Origin of the sequence: Bifidobacterium actinocoloniiforme DSM 22766 (genome assembly GCF_001263395.1) — a bacterium.
Lineage (GTDB): Bacteria > Actinomycetota > Actinomycetes > Actinomycetales > Bifidobacteriaceae > Bombiscardovia > Bombiscardovia actinocoloniiformis.
Genome location: NZ_CP011786.1, coordinates 266,840 through 285,484, shown reverse-complemented (window position 1 = coordinate 285,484; position 18,645 = coordinate 266,840). Strand labels below are relative to the sequence as shown.

At 64.3% G+C, this 18,645-nt stretch carries 15 protein-coding genes and 1 other RNA gene; 1 reads left to right on the top strand and 15 read right to left on the bottom strand.

What is annotated here, in order from left to right:
- Positions 1-12: 12 nt before the first annotated feature.
- From AB656_RS01000 to AB656_RS00995, 3 genes are all read right to left on the bottom strand, one after another.
- The gene (locus AB656_RS01000) at positions 13-1,314 is read right to left on the bottom strand and encodes a site-specific integrase (protein WP_033504621.1); all 1,302 of its coding nucleotides are present in this window, start codon (positions 1,312-1,314) and stop codon (positions 13-15) included.
- A 154-nt stretch (positions 1,315-1,468) separates the two neighbouring features.
- Positions 1,469-1,866: a transfer-messenger RNA gene (gene ssrA / locus AB656_RS07560) on the bottom strand.
- Positions 1,867-2,074: 208 nt separating this feature from the next.
- Positions 2,075-2,917, bottom strand: a complete 843-nt coding sequence (locus tag AB656_RS00995; protein ID WP_158336150.1) for a sugar-binding transcriptional regulator — start codon at positions 2,915-2,917, stop codon at positions 2,075-2,077.
- Positions 2,918-2,993: 76 nt separating this feature from the next.
- Here AB656_RS00995 and dtd point away from each other — a divergent pair, with 76 nt between their 5' ends.
- Entirely contained in the window at positions 2,994-3,479 is a 486-nt protein-coding gene (gene dtd, locus AB656_RS00990) for a D-aminoacyl-tRNA deacylase (RefSeq protein WP_033504622.1), read from the top strand.
- 14 nt (positions 3,480-3,493) lie between these two features.
- Here the strand turns inward: dtd and AB656_RS07555 are convergent, their stop codons facing one another.
- From AB656_RS07555 to mraZ, 12 genes are all read right to left on the bottom strand, one after another.
- Positions 3,494-4,813, bottom strand: a complete 1,320-nt coding sequence (locus tag AB656_RS07555) for a cell division protein FtsQ/DivIB (RefSeq protein ID WP_081924815.1) — start codon at positions 4,811-4,813, stop codon at positions 3,494-3,496.
- Positions 4,810-6,435, bottom strand: a complete 1,626-nt coding sequence (gene murC / locus AB656_RS00980) for a UDP-N-acetylmuramate--L-alanine ligase (protein ID WP_051905214.1) — start codon at positions 6,433-6,435, stop codon at positions 4,810-4,812. Before murC ends, AB656_RS07555 begins: the two co-directional genes overlap by 4 nt.
- Positions 6,436-6,545: 110 nt before the next feature.
- Positions 6,546-7,730: a UDP-N-acetylglucosamine--N-acetylmuramyl-(pentapeptide) pyrophosphoryl-undecaprenol N-acetylglucosamine transferase gene (locus tag AB656_RS00975; RefSeq protein WP_033504623.1), complete on the bottom strand. Its 1,185-nt coding sequence runs from the start codon at positions 7,728-7,730 to the stop codon at positions 6,546-6,548.
- Between the two features lie 77 nt (positions 7,731-7,807).
- Positions 7,808-9,112, bottom strand: coding sequence for an FtsW/RodA/SpoVE family cell cycle protein (locus tag AB656_RS00970; protein WP_236681886.1), 1,305 nt, complete (start codon positions 9,110-9,112; stop codon positions 7,808-7,810).
- Entirely contained in the window at positions 9,093-10,523 is a 1,431-nt protein-coding gene (gene murD / locus AB656_RS00965; RefSeq protein WP_033504666.1) for a UDP-N-acetylmuramoyl-L-alanine--D-glutamate ligase, read from the bottom strand. Before murD ends, AB656_RS00970 begins: the two co-directional genes overlap by 20 nt.
- Positions 10,524-10,600: 77 nt before the next feature.
- On the bottom strand, positions 10,601-11,704 hold the full coding sequence (mraY, locus tag AB656_RS00960) for a phospho-N-acetylmuramoyl-pentapeptide-transferase (RefSeq protein ID WP_033504624.1): 1,104 nt from the start codon (positions 11,702-11,704) through the stop codon (positions 10,601-10,603).
- Positions 11,701-13,236 carry a UDP-N-acetylmuramoyl-tripeptide--D-alanyl-D-alanine ligase gene (locus tag AB656_RS00955; protein WP_033504667.1) on the bottom strand — a complete coding sequence of 512 codons (1,536 nt, stop codon included), beginning with the start codon at positions 13,234-13,236 and terminating at the stop codon, positions 11,701-11,703. Before AB656_RS00955 ends, mraY begins: the two co-directional genes overlap by 4 nt.
- A gap of 127 nt (positions 13,237-13,363) precedes the next feature.
- Complete coding sequence (locus AB656_RS00950; RefSeq protein WP_034982995.1) at positions 13,364-14,458, bottom strand: hypothetical protein; 1,095 nt, start codon at positions 14,456-14,458, stop codon at positions 13,364-13,366.
- A gap of 58 nt (positions 14,459-14,516) precedes the next feature.
- Positions 14,517-16,289: a peptidoglycan D,D-transpeptidase FtsI family protein gene (locus tag AB656_RS00945; RefSeq protein ID WP_033504670.1), complete on the bottom strand. Its 1,773-nt coding sequence runs from the start codon at positions 16,287-16,289 to the stop codon at positions 14,517-14,519.
- 107 nt (positions 16,290-16,396) lie between these two features.
- A complete protein-coding gene (ftsL, locus tag AB656_RS00940) occupies positions 16,397-16,921 on the bottom strand; it encodes a cell division protein FtsL (protein ID WP_236681885.1) in 525 nt (174 codons plus the stop codon).
- A 2-nt stretch (positions 16,922-16,923) separates the two neighbouring features.
- Positions 16,924-17,964, bottom strand: coding sequence for a 16S rRNA (cytosine(1402)-N(4))-methyltransferase RsmH (rsmH, locus tag AB656_RS00935; RefSeq protein ID WP_236681908.1), 1,041 nt, complete (start codon positions 17,962-17,964; stop codon positions 16,924-16,926).
- Positions 17,965-18,008: 44 nt separating this feature from the next.
- Entirely contained in the window at positions 18,009-18,524 is a 516-nt protein-coding gene (gene mraZ / locus AB656_RS00930; protein WP_033504626.1) for a division/cell wall cluster transcriptional repressor MraZ, read from the bottom strand.
- Positions 18,525-18,645: the final 121 nt, after the last annotated feature.

Here is an 18,645-nt window from a genome sequence, read left to right as displayed (position 1 = left end):
CTTTTCTGCGTTCTAGAGTTGTGCCTCCAGCGTTTTCAACTTTTCGCGCAGGCTTCGCCTCTCCCGCTGCATCTTCCGAATCCTCTTTTCGAGATCTGCGATCCGCGCTCGCAGAATCTCCGGCGTCTCGTCCGGCAGGAGTTTGTCGCCCAGGCGCTCGGCCAGCAGGTCCTTTCGGGTGTCGAGGGAATGCTGGTAGCGCATGGCAGTGTTCACGTCAGCGTGGCCGGCCGCATCCATGAGCTCGCGGACGGTGGCACCCTCGGCCGCCAGCCAGGTCAGGCCGGTGTGGCGCAGGTCGTGGAAGCGCAGATCAGGTCGGCCGGCTTCCTTCCTGGCGTCGTCATACCAGGCGCGCAAAGAGTTGGGATGCACGGGTGCGGAAGAATCCTTCACTTTCGGGAAGAGCCATGCCGTTCCCGCTGAGCCTACGTATTCCGCGAGGAAGTCCTGGAGCAATGGAACCAGTTGGGGCGGTATGCGCTCGTCGCGGATACTGCGGTCGGTCTTGGGTGTGTCGGTCGTCTTCGAGCGATCCATGGTCACGCGCCCGCGACGGATATGCAGCGTCCGTGAGGTGAGGTCGATGTCCCGCCGTTGCAGCGCACACACCTCGCCTATGCGCAGCCCGTCACCGAACACGGCCAAGTAAACGGCCATACGATAGCGTTCAGGCATGGCGTCATAAATGGCCTTGACCTGTTCCGGCGTGGCGGGCACAGTCTGGCTGCGCCGTTCGGGCTTGGGCAGGGACTTGGTGCACGGGTACACGGGAATCAAGGCTGGCTCTCCGTGCAGGCCGGGTTGGCTTGCGGATCTGAGGATGGCTTGCAGCGCCTTCAACGCGTTGGACTTCATAGCGGTCTGCTCTGCGGGCATGGAGGCTAGCCAACGGTCTATTTCGGCCTGGGTGATGTCGATGAGGCGCATGGCACCGAACCAAGGCAGAATGTGGTTCTCAACATCCTTCCTCAGCCGGTACCGGGTGCCTGCTTTCAACGGCCGCCCCTTGAAGGTGCGGTCCTCGAGCCATTGTGGGAAGTACTCCCCCAGTGTAAGACGGGCCGACTTCTCCCGTTGTTTGACTGCCACAGGAGGCTCCCATACTCCGGCCTCTATCTTCTTGTGCGCCATGCTCAACCAGGCTCGCGCCTCGTCCTCCTGGCCAGGCGGAAATGACTTGCTTTGCCGCTCGGCCAGATTGGGCCATGTGGCGAACGCTTCCTGCGGGGTCAGGAAGGATGCCACGATCCGTGTGAGCCGTTGCTTGGATGGCTTGTAGGCGATGCTGCCGAATGCCCTCGTTCTTCCCATGACCAATCCTGTCCAATTAGCTGTCCAATTAGAAGCCCCTTTTAAGCCTCTTTAACCCCGCGTAACCCATTATAGGAGCGCGCGCAAGAATGGCTCAAAACTACTGATATTGCAACGAAAAAGCGCCACCCCTCACGGGATGGCGCTTCGATGTTGGTGGAGCTGCGGGGAATTGAACCCCGGTCCGGTGACCGTACCCTCAGTCTTCTACGTGCGTAGTCTGCTGGCCGTATGGCTGTTTTTCTGCCCCCACCCATACCGCAGACGGCGGATGGCGGGCATAGTCACAGTAAAAGTCCCTGAGCCGTCCTGTGACGCGGCAGCTCAAGCAAGTCTCCTAAATGACGCTCAGCATCTCCCCGGAAACGAAAGAGAGTGAACGGAGCCGTAGCTCGCTGGTTAATCCTGGTTTAAAACTCAGGCAGCGAGAGCGAACTCAGTGCGGTTAGATTTAGCACTTGATTGTTGCGGGAGGGCATTAACGAGTGGACCCCCGCGTTCTCGGCACGCTTCCCTGCGACGAACAGGTCACCGTCGAAACCGATCAGCCCCAATATTCAATTATCAAACATGGCGTTGCCGCCAGGCCTTCCACTATACCCTACACTCCCCCGCCTCCATGTATTCCCGCGCCCCTATCCAAGTCAGCCTTCGGCAAGGACGCCGGAAAGCTCCCATCGATCGACCGCACGAAACCGACGGACGCTCTCATGCGCATGGCAGCGAGCGCCTGGAGTCACTAGGGTCGCGCGGCATCGCACTAGGCCAGAAAACTCAGGGCGGATTCGTAGTCAGTGATCAGGACGTTGGCGTAGCCACCCAGCAAGGTGCCCCGTATGGCCGAGATCTTGGGCGCGGCGCCGACCACCAAGATGGAGTACTCCTTCTCCTTCACCTCGCCAAGGGGCAAACTCACCGTTTTAGCATCAATGTCAGCGTCAGCCAGGGAGCCGTCGGCGGTGATGAAGTGGGAGATGACATCGCCGACCGCATGGGCCTGCAGGCGCGCTGTCTCGCTCTTATCCAAGTAGCCCAGCTTGAACAGCATGGCATCGTTTCGAACGGTGCCGCAGGTGAATATGGCGATGTTGGTCGCTTTCCCGGCAGCGAACACATCCGCTATGAACCGGTCCCGCATCACGATGTCCTTGGTCACGGCGCTGTCGAAGATCACCGGCAATGGCAGCGCCAAGGTGTTGGTCTGGAAGGCGGCACCGAAGTTCCTGCTGATATCGTTGGCATAGTTGTTCATATCCGAGACGGATACGCTGCCTTTGAGCTGAACCACCGAAACATCCTTGCAGCTGCTGGGACGCAGATGATTGGCCACCTCCTCCAGGGCCCTCCCCCAGCTGATGCCTATGCGATCGTGGTCTCGGACAATGGAGGCCAGGTATCCCGCCGCCCGTTCGCCTAACTTCTCGTTGAGTATCCTCCGGTCGTGCGACGCGTCGTAGACGAGCAAGGCTTTTTTAAGACCATACTTAGCCTCCAAACGAGATGCAGCGGCTTCGCGGTCCTTCGCGGGATCGGCTATCTCCAGTCGCACCAGTCCTTGGTCACGTGAGAATCGCAGGAGACGGGAGACTGTCGGCCTTGACAAATCAAGCTTGCAAACCGGCTGGCGGCCGTCCTCAAGGCGGAACATCATCGGGTCGGGGCTGGCTTAGACTTAAGGCATGAAGATTATCGTGCAGCGGGTGAGCGAAGCCGGTGTTGATGTCGTCGACGAAATCAGCGGGAAACCGGACACGTCTTTCGAGGAGCAGAGGATAGGCCACGGCTTGCTGCTGCTGGTCGGCGTGGCGGACTCGGACGGGGACGCGCAGGTAGAGTATGCGGCGCGCAAGATCGCGAATATGCGCATATTCGGGGACGAGGTCGGAAAGATGAACAAGTCGGTGCTGGACGTGGGCGGTCAGGTGCTGTCAGTCTCGCAGTTCACGCTCTTTGCCGATATCAAGAAAGGCAACAGGCCCAGCTTTGTGGACTCGGGCGAACCTGGAAACGCTAAAGCCATATGGGAGCAGCTCAACCGGGCGCTGGAGGGGCATGGGCTGGCCGTAAAGACCGGGCGGTTCGGAGCGCATATGCGCGTGCGCTTGCTCAACGATGGTCCGGTCACCATCCCGATTGACACCGACCTGCTGATGGCAGGCAAATAAGCGCGGTTTACTTGCTATTTGATGATGGGCCGCAGGGGGGCGGAGACATCGACCTGGTGTTTGTCTCCTATCTTCGAAGGGTCATTGATGATTTTGTCCACTACCGCCATTTTGAGTTTGAGGTCTGAGGCATCGCCCCAGATGATGGCGCGCTGACCGCCGTCCAGCTCGGTGGTGACGGAATCCTGGGTCTTGGCGGTGACCTTGGTGACCGCTTGCCGCATCGGCTCAGGAAGGGCGGCCAGAATCTTCAAGGCCTGCTGCACGGCGTGATCGGACACTCCCTTGTCGACCGAGCTCACTTCGATTTGCGGGATGCCCTTGGCGGATGCGCCGACCGCATTGAGAACCCGACCGTTCTTGTCGACCGCGGTAATCTTGCCGTCCGCTGACTTCAGGACCGCGGCTGGCTCCTGGGCTTTGAAGGTCACGTCCATCCCATGGGGGAAACGTTTTGAGGCTTTGGCGTCGGTAACCCCGGGCAGGGCCTTGATTTCCCCTTCGATCCCACCTGAGGAGACGAGGACCAGCGAGCGCCCGTCCTGACGCCTGACAATATCAACTATTTCCTCGTTGGAAACCCACTGATTACCGCCCGAGACATGGATATGTTCCGCTTGCATGACCAGCGCTGGCGAAAAGCATAGGAGCCAGACCAGGGCGGTGACCGCCGTGACGCAGGCGAGCGCAACGCCCCATCGAATGGCCAGCGTACGCCTGCGGGCCCTCTGCCGTTCAAGCAAGCGGGCTTTGAAGTCCACCACCTTGGGTTTGACGAAGACGCCGATGCCTTGGCTCTTTGGGCTGGTCATCGTCTCCAGGATCGCATCGTCGGACTGAAGGGCGCGCGCGTCGACGAAATCACCGGAAGAGGACCTGGTGCGGCCGCTGGCGACCCGACGGTCTGCCCGCGCTGAAACCGGGCCGGTGCCGGTGCCTGATCCGACCACTTCGCGGGGTTCGCGCGTCCGGCGGGCCAACTCGCGACCACCAGCCGAACGCGTTACGCCTTTGCTGATGCCGTCGGTCCGCAAGGCGCGTTTCGGCGCTTTGGACGCCCTGGAGGCTTTGGAGGCCCTTGATGCGCCTTGGCCGATGCGCACGGGAACATCACCCTGCGTGGTTGAGGCCTTCCGAGCGCCCTTCGAGCGCTGAGCCGCACCGCTCGCTGAACGGCGGCGGAGCCGGGGCTTGCCTTTCTGCGCCCCTGCCTTGTCCGCTCGATTCGCTGCTGAGCGACCGGCGGCCAAACGACTGGAGGAAGCTCCTTGACCGCGTTGAACCTCCTCCCCCTCGCCCGAGGAAGCGCCTGAGCTCGCAATACGCCGACTCATGTAGGACTCTTCCCTCCGCGCTCGGGTTCATCGGCCAGGCGGTTCAGGATCACTGCGCCCATCCGCGTCACATCGCCGGCCCCTACGGTGATTATCACATCGCCTTTGCGAGCGCGGTCCGCCAACCGTTCCGCGCCTTCCCGAAGATTCTCGACGGTCTCCATGCGGCAGCCCCGGCCCTGCCCCGCTGAATCAGCCTTAGATGAGCCCTCCAGCCGCTGCCAGTTGCGCACAATCGTCTCCGGCCCTACGTCCGGGAAGTCCTCCTGGCGCTCGCGGGCCGGGTAAATGCCAGTGACGACCACATCGTCCGCCGCCGCGAGGGCCTGGGCGAACTGACTGGCGAAAAATCGCGTGCGCGAATACAGGTGGGGTTGGAAGAGGACGTGGATGCGCGAGCGCGGGTAACGGCGGCGGGCAGCCGCCAAAAGAGCGGCGATCTCGGTGGGATGGTGCGCGTAGTCGTCCACAACGGTGACGCCGCGTTCCTGCCCTTTGACCTCGAAACGACGGGAGGCGCCCTGGAAGGAAGAGGCGGCCGTGCATGCATCGGTGGGGTTCATGCCAAGCAGGATGGCCGCGATGATGGCTGCGCTGGCGTTGCGGGCGTTGTGGATGCCTGGCACAGCCAGCTCGACGGACAGGGTCCGCCCGTCCACGTCCTCGTCGGAGCGATCCCCCAACCCGGGGGGAAGCTCCAGTTGGAAGCGTTCGGCACCCGAGCCGGCACTCTCCCGCTCAGCCTCGATACGGGCCACATGGGCCCAGGAATCCCAGCCTTCTTCGTCAATCTGATCCTCGTCAGCCGTTGTATAGACCACCACCCGGGCCGGGCAGTCGCCGCGCAAGTGCGCCAGGAGGCTTCGCGCTCCGTCATCGTCCCCACAGACCACGACCCAGCCTTGAGCATGGCGCGCATGCTCGGCGAAGGCCGCTTGGAAGGCTTCGGCGCTGCCATAGTGGTCCAGATGGTCGGCTTCCACATTCGTGATCACAGCAATGTGAGGATGGTATTTCTCAAAGGAGCCATCCGACTCGTCGGCCTCTGCCACCAAAACCTGGCCGGAGCCCAAGTGGCCCCCGTCCTGCGGGCCTTGGGCGGATTGAATGGAACCGCCCACCGCATAGGAGGGGTCAGCCAGGGGTCCGCGGCCCGCAGTGGACAGGATATGGGCCAGCAAAGCGCTGGTCGTGGTCTTGCCGTGGGCTCCGGCCACGGTTACCCCGGTATGGGAGGCCAGCAGGAGGGCGAGGATATCGGAGCGGTGGGCCAGGACGCTGCCGTTGGCGCGCGCGGCCATGATCTCCGGGTTATCCGGCTTGATGGCTGAGGACCAGACCACCGTGCGCGCCCCAGTCACATTGCCGGCCGCCTGCCCGATGGACACCGGTATGCCCAAGCCCTCCAGCTCGCGGGTCTTGGCTGAGGACTGCCGGTCAGAGCCGGTGACCTCCAGCCCCGCCTGCTTGAGCATCAGGGCCAAGACGCTCATGCCGGCGCCGCCGATACCGATAAAGTGGGTACGGCCCAAGTCCTGGAGCGTGGGCTTGCCCGATTCGAAAACCCGGCTGGTGGGGTCGAGCGCGTCGGGTCTCAATGAACTAGTGGACTGCTGGGACAAGAGGCATCTCCTAAATCGTCATCTGCATCCATTATGCCTGTCGGCCTGCTCAGTCGGCTGCCTTTGGCGACCTTCCGCCAGGAACGCTCACAAGGCCTGTGCTCAGTCCCCTAACCGTGCGCGTCGGCCAGGTCCAAGACCCTGTGGGCCATGGCCTGAGCGGCGTCACGAATGCCGTACGACCATGCCGAGCGCCCCATTTCCTGCAGGCGGGGTTGGTTGGCCAACAGGGGCGGCAACTCGCGGCTCACCCAGTCGGAGGTCAGCTCGTGATCCTCAACCAGGAGGCCGCCTCCGGCTTGCACGACCGGCTGGGCGTTGAAGCGCTGCTCCCCATTGCCGACCGGCAGGGGGACATAGACCGCCGGCAGGCCCAGGGCGGTCAGCTCGCTGACCGTGCCCGCACCTGAGCGGCAGAGAATCAAATCAGCGCATGCGAAAGCGAGATCGATGCGCTCTAAGTAGGCGGCGACATGGTAGTCACCCCGGCCCGCGTGCGAGGGGTCCAGGTCGTTGACGGCCTCGTCCCCCGCTAGCTTAGCCACGCTCTCCTGCACAGCCTCGGCCTTGCCCTTACCGGTCAGGTGCACCACCTGCGCCGTCCGCAAGAGAGCCGGAGCCGCAGCGCTGACCGCCCGATTCAGGCTCAAGGCCCCCAAGGAGCCGCCGGTGACGACCAGGACCGGGCGCTCGGGATCCAGCCCTAGACTGGCGGCCGCCTGCCGCCGCGCCTGCTCCCGCGACCGCTCCACCTGCTCGCACAGGCTGGCAATGGCCGGGCGCAATGGCAGCCCCACCCGTTCGATCCTGGCCCCGCGACGCGGCTTCAAACCAGTGCAATCGTAAGCGGTGCCAATGTAATCAGCCCAGCACGCGCCCAACTTGTTGGCCATGCCAGCCCTGGCGTTCTGCTCATGCAGGGCGATTGGCAGCCCCATCTGATGGGCCGCCCGGTAGGCCGGCGCGGACGCATAACCGCCGAAACCCACCACCACGTCGGCCTGGCGGGTTTGCAGAATCGTCCGGGTCCGCCTCACCTGCCGCCTCCAGCGGCCCGGGAAGCGCAGGGCCTGCATATTAGGTTTACGAGGGAAAGGCAGTTTGTCGATCGCATCGAGGTCGAGGCCCGCCTCGGGCACCAGGTGTTGCTCCAGGCCGACCGCGGTGCCGATGACCGATACGCGGGCGCGGGGCCGTTCCGCCTTGATCGCCGCCGCCACCGAGAGCAGGGGGTTGACATGGCCCGCTGTGCCGCCCCCGGCTAAGACCACGTGAACCGCTGACTGTGAGCTCATGCCCTCTCCTCCACCAGAATCGTCCAGATACGAGCATAGCCGGACCACTGACGAATGATCCGGGGCGATCGGAGCCTTTAAATCTTCGAGACCGCGGCTTGGATGTCGGGGTGGGTTCGCATCATCGGAACCGCCACGCCCGCCGCCACCAAGCACAGGACGAGGGCCGTGCCTCCGGCGGAGACGAACGGGAGAGGCAGGCCCATGACCGGCAGGAGGCCTAGGACGACGGAGATGTTGATCAGGGCCTGGCCGACGATCCAGAAAGCCATGCAGACCAAGACTATGCGAGCGTAGGGATCCGGCGTGGTCAAGGCTACGCGCAACATGCACCAACCCACCGCCACGAAAGCCAGAATGACGATAACGGCCCCGATGAATCCTGTTTCCTCGCCGATCACCGCGAAGATGAAGTCGTTATGGGCTTCGGGCAGGTAGTTCCATTTTTCACGCGAATTGCCCAGTCCGACGCCGGTCAACCCGCCCGATGCCATCGCGTACAAGCCGTGGACTGATTGGTAGCACACGCCTTTCAAATCGTCGGAAGAGCACTCGCCGTATGCGGCCATGATCCGCTGCATGCGGTTACCGTGCCCCAGGACGAAGAAGCCGATAATCCCGGCTACGCCGGCGACCGCGGCAGTGAAGAACCACTTAAGGGGGAAGCCCGAGACGAAGAAAGCGACCAGGCCGATGAATACGATGATCATGGCCGTGCCCAGATCCTTGCCCGCCATGATCAGGCCAAAGGCGGCCAGGAAACCAGCCGCCGGACGCCAGTAGGCCTTCAGGCCCTCGCCCTGCCCGCTGCGGTCGGCCGCGTCGATCAGCGCGCCGGGCAGCCAAATGCACAGGGCCAGTTTCAACACCTCTGCCGGTTGCAAGGAGAAGCCACCGATGAAAATCCAGCCTGCGTTGCCACCCGCCGCCCGACCCAAGGGGGTGAAGGTGAGCATTTGCAAGAAGAGGCCGAACCACACAGCGGGCAGGCTGACCTTGCGGTAGGTGGAGGCCTTGAACCGCATGGCCACGAAGGCGAGGGCGAAACCCCCCAGGCAGAAGCCGGACTGACGGATGGCTTGACTCCAAGGCGAATTGCCTTGGGCCACCATATCGACGGAGGAACTGGAGAAGACCATCATCAGGCCGAAGACGGTCAGGGCCACCACTATGGTGATGAACCCGTAGTAGCACCACAAGGGGTTGAGCAGGGCCCGGACGCCCTGGTAGGAGGTTTGCGCACGCGCTGCCGGGGTTTTGCTTGCGGTTTTCGCAGGACCCGCCGGTCGCCTCACACGCCCGCCATCACTGGTACGCCCCTTGCCAGAGGAGGCGGATCGGGGCTTGACCTGTAGGTTGAAATCAGGCAGCCTCATGGCCATTGACCCATCGTTCGGCCTCTAAGGCGAACATCCGCCCTCGCTCGGCATAGGACTTGAATTGATCCATTGACGCGCAGGCCGGCGCCAACAAGACCACATGGCCTGGCTTGGCGAACCGGCCGGCGGCCGCGACGGCCCGGGCCATGACCGAATCGGCGGGGTCTGGCTCCACCCGCTCTACCGGCAGCTTCGGGGCTTGCGAGGACAAGGCTTGGAGGATGGGCTCGGGATCGCGGCCGATGACGACGGCAGCCGCCAGGCGCGAGGCTTGGCTGGCCACTAGGTCCTCGAAACGCGCTCCCTTGGCCAGGCCTCCGGCGATCCAGACCACGGACCCGGGCTGGTAGCTGGACAGGGAGGCTCGGGCGGCGTGAGCGTTGGTGGCCTTGGAATCGTCGACGAAGCGGATGGCATCGGCGCCCGCTCCTAGCTGGGCTACCGTTTCGATGCGGTGATCGCCTGGTTTGAAGCAGGCCATGGCCTTGGTAGCGGCGGCCCGATCGGCGCCCGCGCCAAGAGCCAGGGCGAACGCGCACAGGGCATCGGCCAGCAGGTGGGGGTAAACGCGCCCGTCCGGCTCGCTCATCCCCTGCAAGCCGCGCAGGGGGGCGATGCGCTCGGCTTGGCCCACCGGGCCACCGGCCACTCCGCTCATGTCGACAATCCAACCATCCGAGACGCCGATCATCCCCGCTTCGGGCTGCCCCAGCGTGAAGCCCACACGCAGGCAACCTGGGGCCAACTGGGCGGCTGCGGCGATCACGCTCACCCGCCGGTCGTCAGCGTTGTAGACCAGGGCCTTGCGCACGCCCCGGTAAATCTTAGCCTTGTCGGCCGCGTAGGCCTCGAAGCCCCCATGCCAGTCCAAGTGGTCCGCCGCAAGGTTGGTGATGGCGGCGCACTCCAGGGCCAGGGAGTTGGTGAAGTGGAGCTGGAAGGAGCTTAATTCCACGCACAGGACGTCGTGGCTGGGGTCCAGGGCGGCCTGGGAGACGGCCTTGCCGATGTTGCCGACCGCAGGCGCGTCATAGCCCGAAGAACTCATCATAGCCGCGGTCATGCTGGTGGTGGAGGTCTTGCCGTTCGTTCCGGTGATGCCGATCCAGGGGGCGGGCCGCCCGGTCTTGGCGGCGGGCGCACGCAGGTCCCAGGCCAGCTCCACCTCGCTGATGACCGGGATCCCACGCTCCTGGGCCTCTTGGATGAAAGGGGTGCGCGGATTGAAAACCGGGGAGGTCATGACCACATCCACCTGGCTCCAGTCCACCTGGTCGAAGGAGGATAAGTCAGCGTCCTGGGCTCGTTCATCCACGCTGGTCACCGCCCGGGCCCTCCCCTGCAAGGCTTGGACCGCGCTGCGGCCGGATACGCCCAATCCAGCCACCAGCACACGCTTATCGCTGATATTCATCGTCGCATCCTCCAGGTTCATCCACATAATCCACGCGGCTCACTCATCCGTTCGCCCAAACCGCCTGCGCCCAGGACTCATAGGGCCAAGCCCGACCTGGCCAGCCAATCCGCGTAGAACAGGACCAAGGCCATCAGCACGAAAATCAACTCGATCATCCAGAAGCGGACCACGACCTTGGACTCCTGCCAACCCAGCAGCTCGAAATGATGATGGATGGGCGCCATCTTGAACACGCGCCTGTGGGTCATCTTGAAGAAGCCCACCTGGATCACGTCGGAGGCGGTCTCCATCACGAACAAGCCACCCAGAATCACGGCCAGAAGCTCAGTGTGGGTGGCGATGGACAGGGCCGCGAACAGGCCGCCCAGGGCCAGGGAGCCCGTATCGCCCATGAAGATGGAGGCCGGATTCGTGTTATACCACAGGAAGCCGAAGCAAGCCACGGCAGCGCAGCAGGCGATGATCGTCAGATCCAAGGGGTCGGACACCGCGTACGAATGACCGGCGTGGCTGCCGCCCCTCACATGGTAGGACTCCCAGAAAGCGATCATGGCATAACCAGTGAAGGCGATCATCGAGGAACCGGAAGCCAGGCCATCCAAGCCATCGGTCAGGTTGAACGCATTGCTCCAAGCCGTCATCAACAGGTTCACCCACAAGACGAACAGGATGATGGCCACCGCGCGTCCGGCGAACTCGAAGGAGATGATCGGGCGTTCCACGAACGATATGCCCGCCTGGGCGGAGTGGAAACCGGTCTTAGTGGGCAGCAGAAGCGCCAGGACGGCGTAAATCGTGGCCAGGATGAACTGACCTATGAACTTGCCGGCCACAGACAGACCAAGGTTCTGCTTCTTGCGTACCTTAGTGAAGTCGTCAATGAAGCCGAGCATCCCCATCGAAAGCATGGCGAACAGGACCAGCATAGCCGATAGGGAAGGCTTATCGCCCCTGGACAGGTAGCGGTAGAAGGCGGAGCCCGCCCAACCCAAGACGATGGCCAGGTTGACGATCAATCCGCCCATCGTGGGGGTCCCGCGTTTGACCAGGTGGGACTGGGGCCCGTCCTGACGGATGTACTGCCCGTAGTGACGCTCGTGCAGCAGGCGCACCAGCAAGGGCGTCCCCCCGAAGGTGACGATCAGGGAGATGATGATGCCTATGATCAGGGAAATCACTGCTGCTCTCCGAATCTTCCGCTCTGCCAACGCTCAGCCAGGGCATCCAGCCCAGACATGTGGGAGCCCTTCAGCAAGACCACGCAACCAGGATGGCCGCTGGCCAAGTCACGCACGAACCGGTCGGCCTGGCCGGTGTCCGGCGCCTGGAAGAGCCGCATCCCGGCATGCTTGGACCCTTGCGCGGCGGATGCCCGCCTGGCCCCCTCCACCATAGCGCCAGCCATGTCGGTCAGCTGGCCGCGCTCGCCGCCGACCGCCACCAGAGCGTCTAATCCCAGGCTGACGCACAGGGCGCCCACCTGACGGTGGAGGTCCATGGTGCCCTCGCCCAGTTCCAGCATCCCGCCCAGAACGGCGACCCGGTAAGGCTCCGCTTGCGCCGCGCCGTCCTGGCCCCCGGTTGGTTCCTTCCACGAGGCCAGGGCCCTCAGACCGGCGCTCATGGAGTCAGGATTCGCATTAAAGGAGTCGTCGATCAGCGTGAAGCGCGCCCCATCCTCCTCCACCTGGCTGACCGCCATTCGGTGGGGGCTGCGCCTACCTTGGGCGCTCAGGGACGCGCTGATGTCCTCCAGCGGCAGGCCAAGCTCATGTGCCACGCATGCCGCGGCCAGGGCGTTCATCACATTGTGCTCGCCGCTCAGGGCCAGGCTGGCGGCGACCGGCCGCTCTCCCCTGGCCTCAAGCTGGAAGGAGGGACGGTCCAGGTCGTCGGTGGTGATGTCCCTGGCGGTCATGTCGAGACCTGGATCGTCAGGCCGCTCAGCTCCGCCCAAGCCGAATCGCAGGACGCGGCCGGGCGCCAGCTGGGCCATCGCGGCCACCCGCTCGTCGTCGGCGTTGAGCACCGCCAGGCCATGCGGGCGCAGCCCTCGTACCAGCTCGCTCTTGGCTTGGGCTATCCGTTCAACCGAGCCGAACACGCCCAGGTGCGCCACACCGACTTTGAGGACCACCGCTATATCTGGCGGGGCTATCGATGTCAGGTAAGCGATGTCGCCCACTTGGCTGGCGCCCATCTCCGCCACCAAATAGCGGGTGTCAGGCCCCACGCGCAGGGCGGTCAGGGGCAGGCCTATCTCGTTGTTGAAGGAGCCTACCGGGGCCACAGTGGGTCCGAGCTTAGCCAGCATGGCGGCCAGGAGGTCTTTGGTCGTGGTCTTGCCCACTGATCCGGTGATGGCCACCAGCGTGAAGGGAGCGTCCAAAGCCCGGCGGCGCTCCACATTGCTGGCCGCTAACTGACCCAAGGCTTGGACGGTATCCTCGACGACGACCTGGGGCAGGTCCGCATCCGCCTGCTCCTCGCTCACCAGGGCCCCGATGGCGCCTTGCTCGGCTGCCTGGCCCAGGAAGCGGTGGCCGTCCACCCTTTCGCCGGCTATCGCCACGAACAGGGAGCCTGGACCCACCTGCCGCGAGTCCGTCGTCACATTCGCTATCGGCAGGTCCAGCCCGCCCTTCGCCGCAGCGGGCGTAATCCGCCCGTGGACGGCTTGGGCCACCTGCTTCAGGGTCATGGGCATCAGCACCGGCCGCTCAGCCTTTTCCATCGTCACCTCTCGTCCCTTCCAGACCACCCGCGGCATCGGCCATCGCACCGCCAAGCGGACCTGGGTCCATTCCGTACATGCATGTTCTCGTGGCCTTTCGCCCCTAGGAAAGCTCCTGGGAGGCTTCAAGCGCGCTGCGGATGTGACTGCGTTTGACACCAGCGGCCACAGTCATCGCAATATTCAATGAGAGCTGGTTGAGATGGGCCTGATCGCCGCCAGGAAGAGCTTGGCGGGCCATCTCGTCGGACTCATCGCCCCGCCTGGCCACCTGCGTGCTACCCCCGAATGAGAATCCATAGCGCCGGGCGGCCGCGGAAGCCCTGCCCCGCCTGCCGTCATGGAAGCGGGCCAGGGCTCCGACGGGCCCACCAGACGGTCCGGCATCGTCAGGGAAAGCCAGCACGTCTATTTGCACGCCGCGTAAGGCATCCTCTTGCAACGTGGCTGGGTCGGCCTCAATCACGACCGCCGCGGCCCCGTCTTCCAGACAGATGGCGAGAGCGCGTTGCAGATCGAACATGCTCAAGGGCCCCTGCAGATCCAGGGGGCGGTCCAGGGATGCTGAGCCTGAGGCGGCGATCATCCCGACCGGATTTCCCAGCGTATGCAAGAAGTCAGCCAGATCCGCGGCCTGGCCGTACACATCGTCGCCGACCATGGCGAAGACCGCCAAGGACGCGGAAGGGTCGCCAGCGGCATTGGACAGGATTCGGCCCAGTTGGTCAGGCGCCAAGTCGCCAATAAGCAACGGAATGTCGGCGCTAGGAGTCTCCTGCCCTGGGCTGCGGGTAGGCAGGAGGACCGCGTAGGCGCCCGCAAGCTCGGCCTGCGCGACCAGCGCCGCTTCGTCAGCGGTGGTTGGCGTCGGCTGGACAGGTGACCCGCCCTGCTCCTGCGACCCGACCTGAACAGATGGCCCTGCAGGCGCAGCGTGCCGCCCCTGTTTGGTCTCCCGGCCGGACTGCGCATCGTCGCCCAGGCCAGCGTCGGATGGCAGACCCTCCGCAGTGGTCTCGGCCTCATTGGGCCGTAAGTACGGCATATAGAGGCTGCCGGGCCGTACCGAAGCCAAGTCGTCGGCCAAGGAGGTCACGGTCACATCTTCAGCCGCCGGGGGTAGGAGCTCCAGACCGTAGTGGCCACGCAAATAGCCCAGGGTCATCCGTTGGCGGATCGACTCGCTCAGCGCGCTCATGACTCCGCCTCTCCGCCATAGGGCTCGCGAGCATCAGGCGCGCTCCCTCTCATGCTTATCACCATTGAACAGGGATAGCATCCGTGCGCGGGGCTGAGGGAGGCAGCTCATATTTCTGCATAAGGAATTCACCAATTTGAGCGAAGACCGGTCCAGCGGTCAGACCGCCGAAGGTGCCCTGAGGGTCCTTCATCACGACGGTGACCACGAAGCGAGGATTGTCGGCCGGTATGACGCCCACCCAATCGCTGATGATCGAGGTGAGCCTGCCATCCTGGCCAGCCACCTCGGCGGTGCCGGTCTTGGAGGCCACCCGGTAGCCGTCCACCGCGGCCACGTTCTTGAACTTGTCAGCCACGGATTCCATGCCGTTCATCACCTGGGCCGCCACCTGTTCATCGATTACGCGCGTTGCCTGGCTGGAGGGCGACTGCCCGGGCTTGCCGTCCTCGTCGGAAACCGACTTGATCAGGCTCTGCTGGTTGCGCACGCCCTTGTTGGCGATGGTGGCGACGGCGTTGGTCAGCTGAATGGCGTTGGTGGCGTAGCCCTGACCGAAGAGGACCGTGTTGCGCGTGCGCCGGTCCCAAGCGCTCGGCGGCGTCAGCAGGCCCTTGGACTCGCCCTGCAGGCCCAACCCTGAGGACTGCCCTATGCCGAACTTGGTCAGGTATTCGTAGCGCTGCTGGTCGGTGTACTTATCGCTGGCCATTACCATGCCAACGTTCGAGGAATTCTGCAGGATGCCGGCCATGGTCCAGCGCTCGGGCCCATGCTCGGTCGCGTCGTGATACTCCTGGCCGTCCACCTTGATCCGGTCGGGCACGGTGAACTTGTCGGTCATCTGCCGCGTGCCTTCCTGGAGCATCCCGGAGAGCGTGATCGTCTTGCCGATCGACCCGGGCTCGAAGGTCTGCGTGACGACGAGCGGCGGGTTCATCTTGGCCTCAGCGGAGCCGGCCGCCTTGCTCTCAGTGTCCGCCAGCGCGATTATCCGCCCGGCGGAAGGCTCTTGGACCACGGCCATCACCCAGCCCGCATGGTACTTGGCCTTGCCGTCCGCCAGGGCCTTCTGCACGTACCACTGCACGTCCCCGTCTATGGTCAAACGCACATCCTTGCCGTCAACCGGCGGCTGGGACTTGGACTCAGTGCCGGGGATCTGCTGGCCGTACATGCCCTGCTGGTAGACCTCGTATCCGTCCTTACCGGTCAGGGCCGCGTCCTCCATGTACTCGATCCCGGCCACCCCCTTGCCGTTCGCGTCCACACCGCCCAGGAGGGAGCCCATCAGGTCGCGGTGGGGGTACGAGCGCTGGTTGCTCAGCTCCGCGGAAATCACGCCGGCCAGCCCCAGCTTATCGATCGCGCGCTTGACCTGAGGGGTCACATCCTTTTTCAGGACCACGTAACTGTTGGAGCCCACAAGCTTGGCGCCGAGCTCCATCTGGTTCATGCCCAGGGTCGGGGCCAGGATGCGCGCCACGGCAGCCGGACCGGTCGCGCCCACCGGCTTGCCGTTGATGGCGTGGCAGTTGCCCTCGGTCTGCTTGGTGCAATCCACTGGTATGAAGTCGGCGGCGGCCTTGGGGCTGCCGACGATGGTGTAGCGTTCCACGCTCTGGGCCAGGATCATGCCGTTGGCATCAAGGATGCGTCCACGCTGGGCTTTCAGGGTGTGGGGCACGGTCCTGCTGCGGGTCGCCGCCTCGGCGGTGGCCTGCCCCTGGAAGAGCTGGATCCAGGCCAGTTTGCCCAGGGCGACAGCGGTCACTAAGGCCAGGATGAGCGCGACGACTATCGAGCGTATGGCGAAGGAACGGGCGTCCAAGCCACGGGTGCCCCGCCCCTGGACGGGATTGGACTGCGGGCGGGAGGGGGAAGCCGACCGCCTGGGGAAGCCGGATGCCCCTGGGCCCTGGCCCCCTGGCAGGCGGATCACCGCTGGCCAGCCCTATCCGTCGGCGCCTTCCCCTGAACCTGGGCTTGGCCCTGCTGAGAGTTCTTCGTCTGCATCTGCGGGCTGGGTTGGTACCCGTTCAAATCGATGGAGTTGGTCCCCTGCTGGGGCACCATGCCCATCTGTTGGGCCCTGTCAGGCAGCGAGGCTTGGAGTTGATCCAACTTGTCTTGGTCATCCTGCACATCCTGGGTCAGCTTGCTGATCGAGGTTTGCACGGCGCTGGCCTCGAACGAGTTCTGGACCATCTGGGTGCGCAGGAGGAGGGAGCCCAGCAGGCATGCCATCAGGAAGACCGCGGAAAGCACGAACTGAATCAGCGGCGTGGAGCGCGTGCCGGCCCAGGTGATGACACGGCGAGCGCGGTCCCCCCAACCGTCCGGGGCTGCGGAGCGTCCGCCTTCGATCAGGCTCAGTTGGGGACGGCGGGGCTCGGCCTGGGTGGCTGGGCGGCGCTTGTCGGGCGCGGTTTTAGAACGCACGGAACGTGCTGAAGCGGCCATGATCATCGTCTCCTTGAAGGGTGCATGTTGGCTCGGTAGACGGGTTGACTGGACTCCTCCCGCCAGCGTTCGATCCGCTCGGCCGGTATAGGTCGGCTAACTTCCACCGCCCGCAACCGCACTGAGGCGGAACGGGGGTTGGCAGCCACCTGATCGGCATCGGCCTTGCGGGCGCCGTGGGTCAGGTCCAGGAAGACGGGGCGGGCGGACTGCGGTACGACCGGGAGCCCTTGGGGCAGCTTGGCTTGGAGCCCAGAGGCCATGAAACGTTTGACGCTGCGGTCCTCCAAGGAGTGGTAGGACTCCACGACCAAGCGGCCGCCGACCCGAAGCCGGGCCACAGCTTGGGGCAAGGTTCGGACCAGCTTGTCCAGCTCGCCGTTCACCTCGATCCTCAAGGCTTGGAAGACCCGCTTGGCGGGGTTGCCGGGAGCCCGGTGGGCGCGGGGTACGGCCTGGTCGACCAGTCGGTCCAACTGGGCTGAGGTGCGCACTGGCTGCCGTTGGCGGGCTTGGGCCAGCGCCCGGGCGATCCGTCGGGCGTGGTGCTCCTCCCCGTAGTCTTGGAAAATCCGGGCCAGGTCCTCTTCGGAATAATCGGCCAGGATTTGGGCGGCGGTCAAACTCTGGCTCGGATCCATCCGCATATCCAAAGGCGCGTCCTGGCTGTAAGAGAAGCCCCGGGAGCGTTCGTCGATTTGCAGGCTGGACAATCCCAGGTCCATGAAGACCGCGCTCACCCGCTTCAGTCCCCGGTCCTTCAAGATGTCCTCCAGCTGATCGAAGGCGGCGTGCACGGGCACGAAGCGGTCCCCCAACCCTTCCCGGGCCATGCGTTCGCTGGCCAGACCCAAGGCCTCCTGGTCACGGTCGATGCCGATCAGGTGGGCGGCGGGCGCCGCTTTCAGGAAGGCGCAGGCGTGGCCAGCGAGCCCCAACGTGCAATCCACGACCCAGGGATCTGGACCGTCCAGGGCCGGAGTGACCAGGGCGACGCACTCGTCCAACAGCACCGGGGCGTGAATGGTCTCTATCGGCCCCAGCGGCGAGGAACCGCTGGCGATTCCGGTCTCGCTTGTCCCCGCCATCAGAAGTCCACCGCCGGTAACACATCGTCCGCTATGTCTGAGTAGCCCTGCTCCTTGCTGGCCAGATAGGTTTGCCAGGATTCCTGGTCCCAAATCTCAGCCCGGGTGCCCACGCCGATCACGACGACGGACTGGTCCAGATGGGCGTATTCGCGCAGCATCGGGGGAACGAGAATCCGTCCCTGCTTGTCGGGCTCCTGATCCACGGCGCCGGATAGGAAGACGCGCAGGTATTCGCGCGCGGAGCGGTCTCCCATCGAAGTGCGCTGGATGCGGACGGCGATTCGCCGGAATTCGTCGGCCGGCAGTAAGTAGACGCACCGCTCCTGGCCTCGGGCCATGACTAGGCCTGCGCCCAGCCTGTTGCGGAATTTGGCGGGCAGGGCCAGGCGCCCTTTGGCGTCCATTTTCGGCGTGTAAGTGCCTAGGAGCAGGGGCAAGGGCTGGAGTGGCTCGGGATCGCGTTCCGAGGCTGGGTTCGGCGATACGGGACGGTCGTATTCCTGTCCTACCATCGCTGCCACCTCCTCGGCATTGTTGGCCCGTTGTATCGCGTCTGCGCCCCAGACCGAGCGCCCCCAAACGCAATATTCCCCACTCTACCCCACCTATCACCATTTTCTACCACTTCCTAGC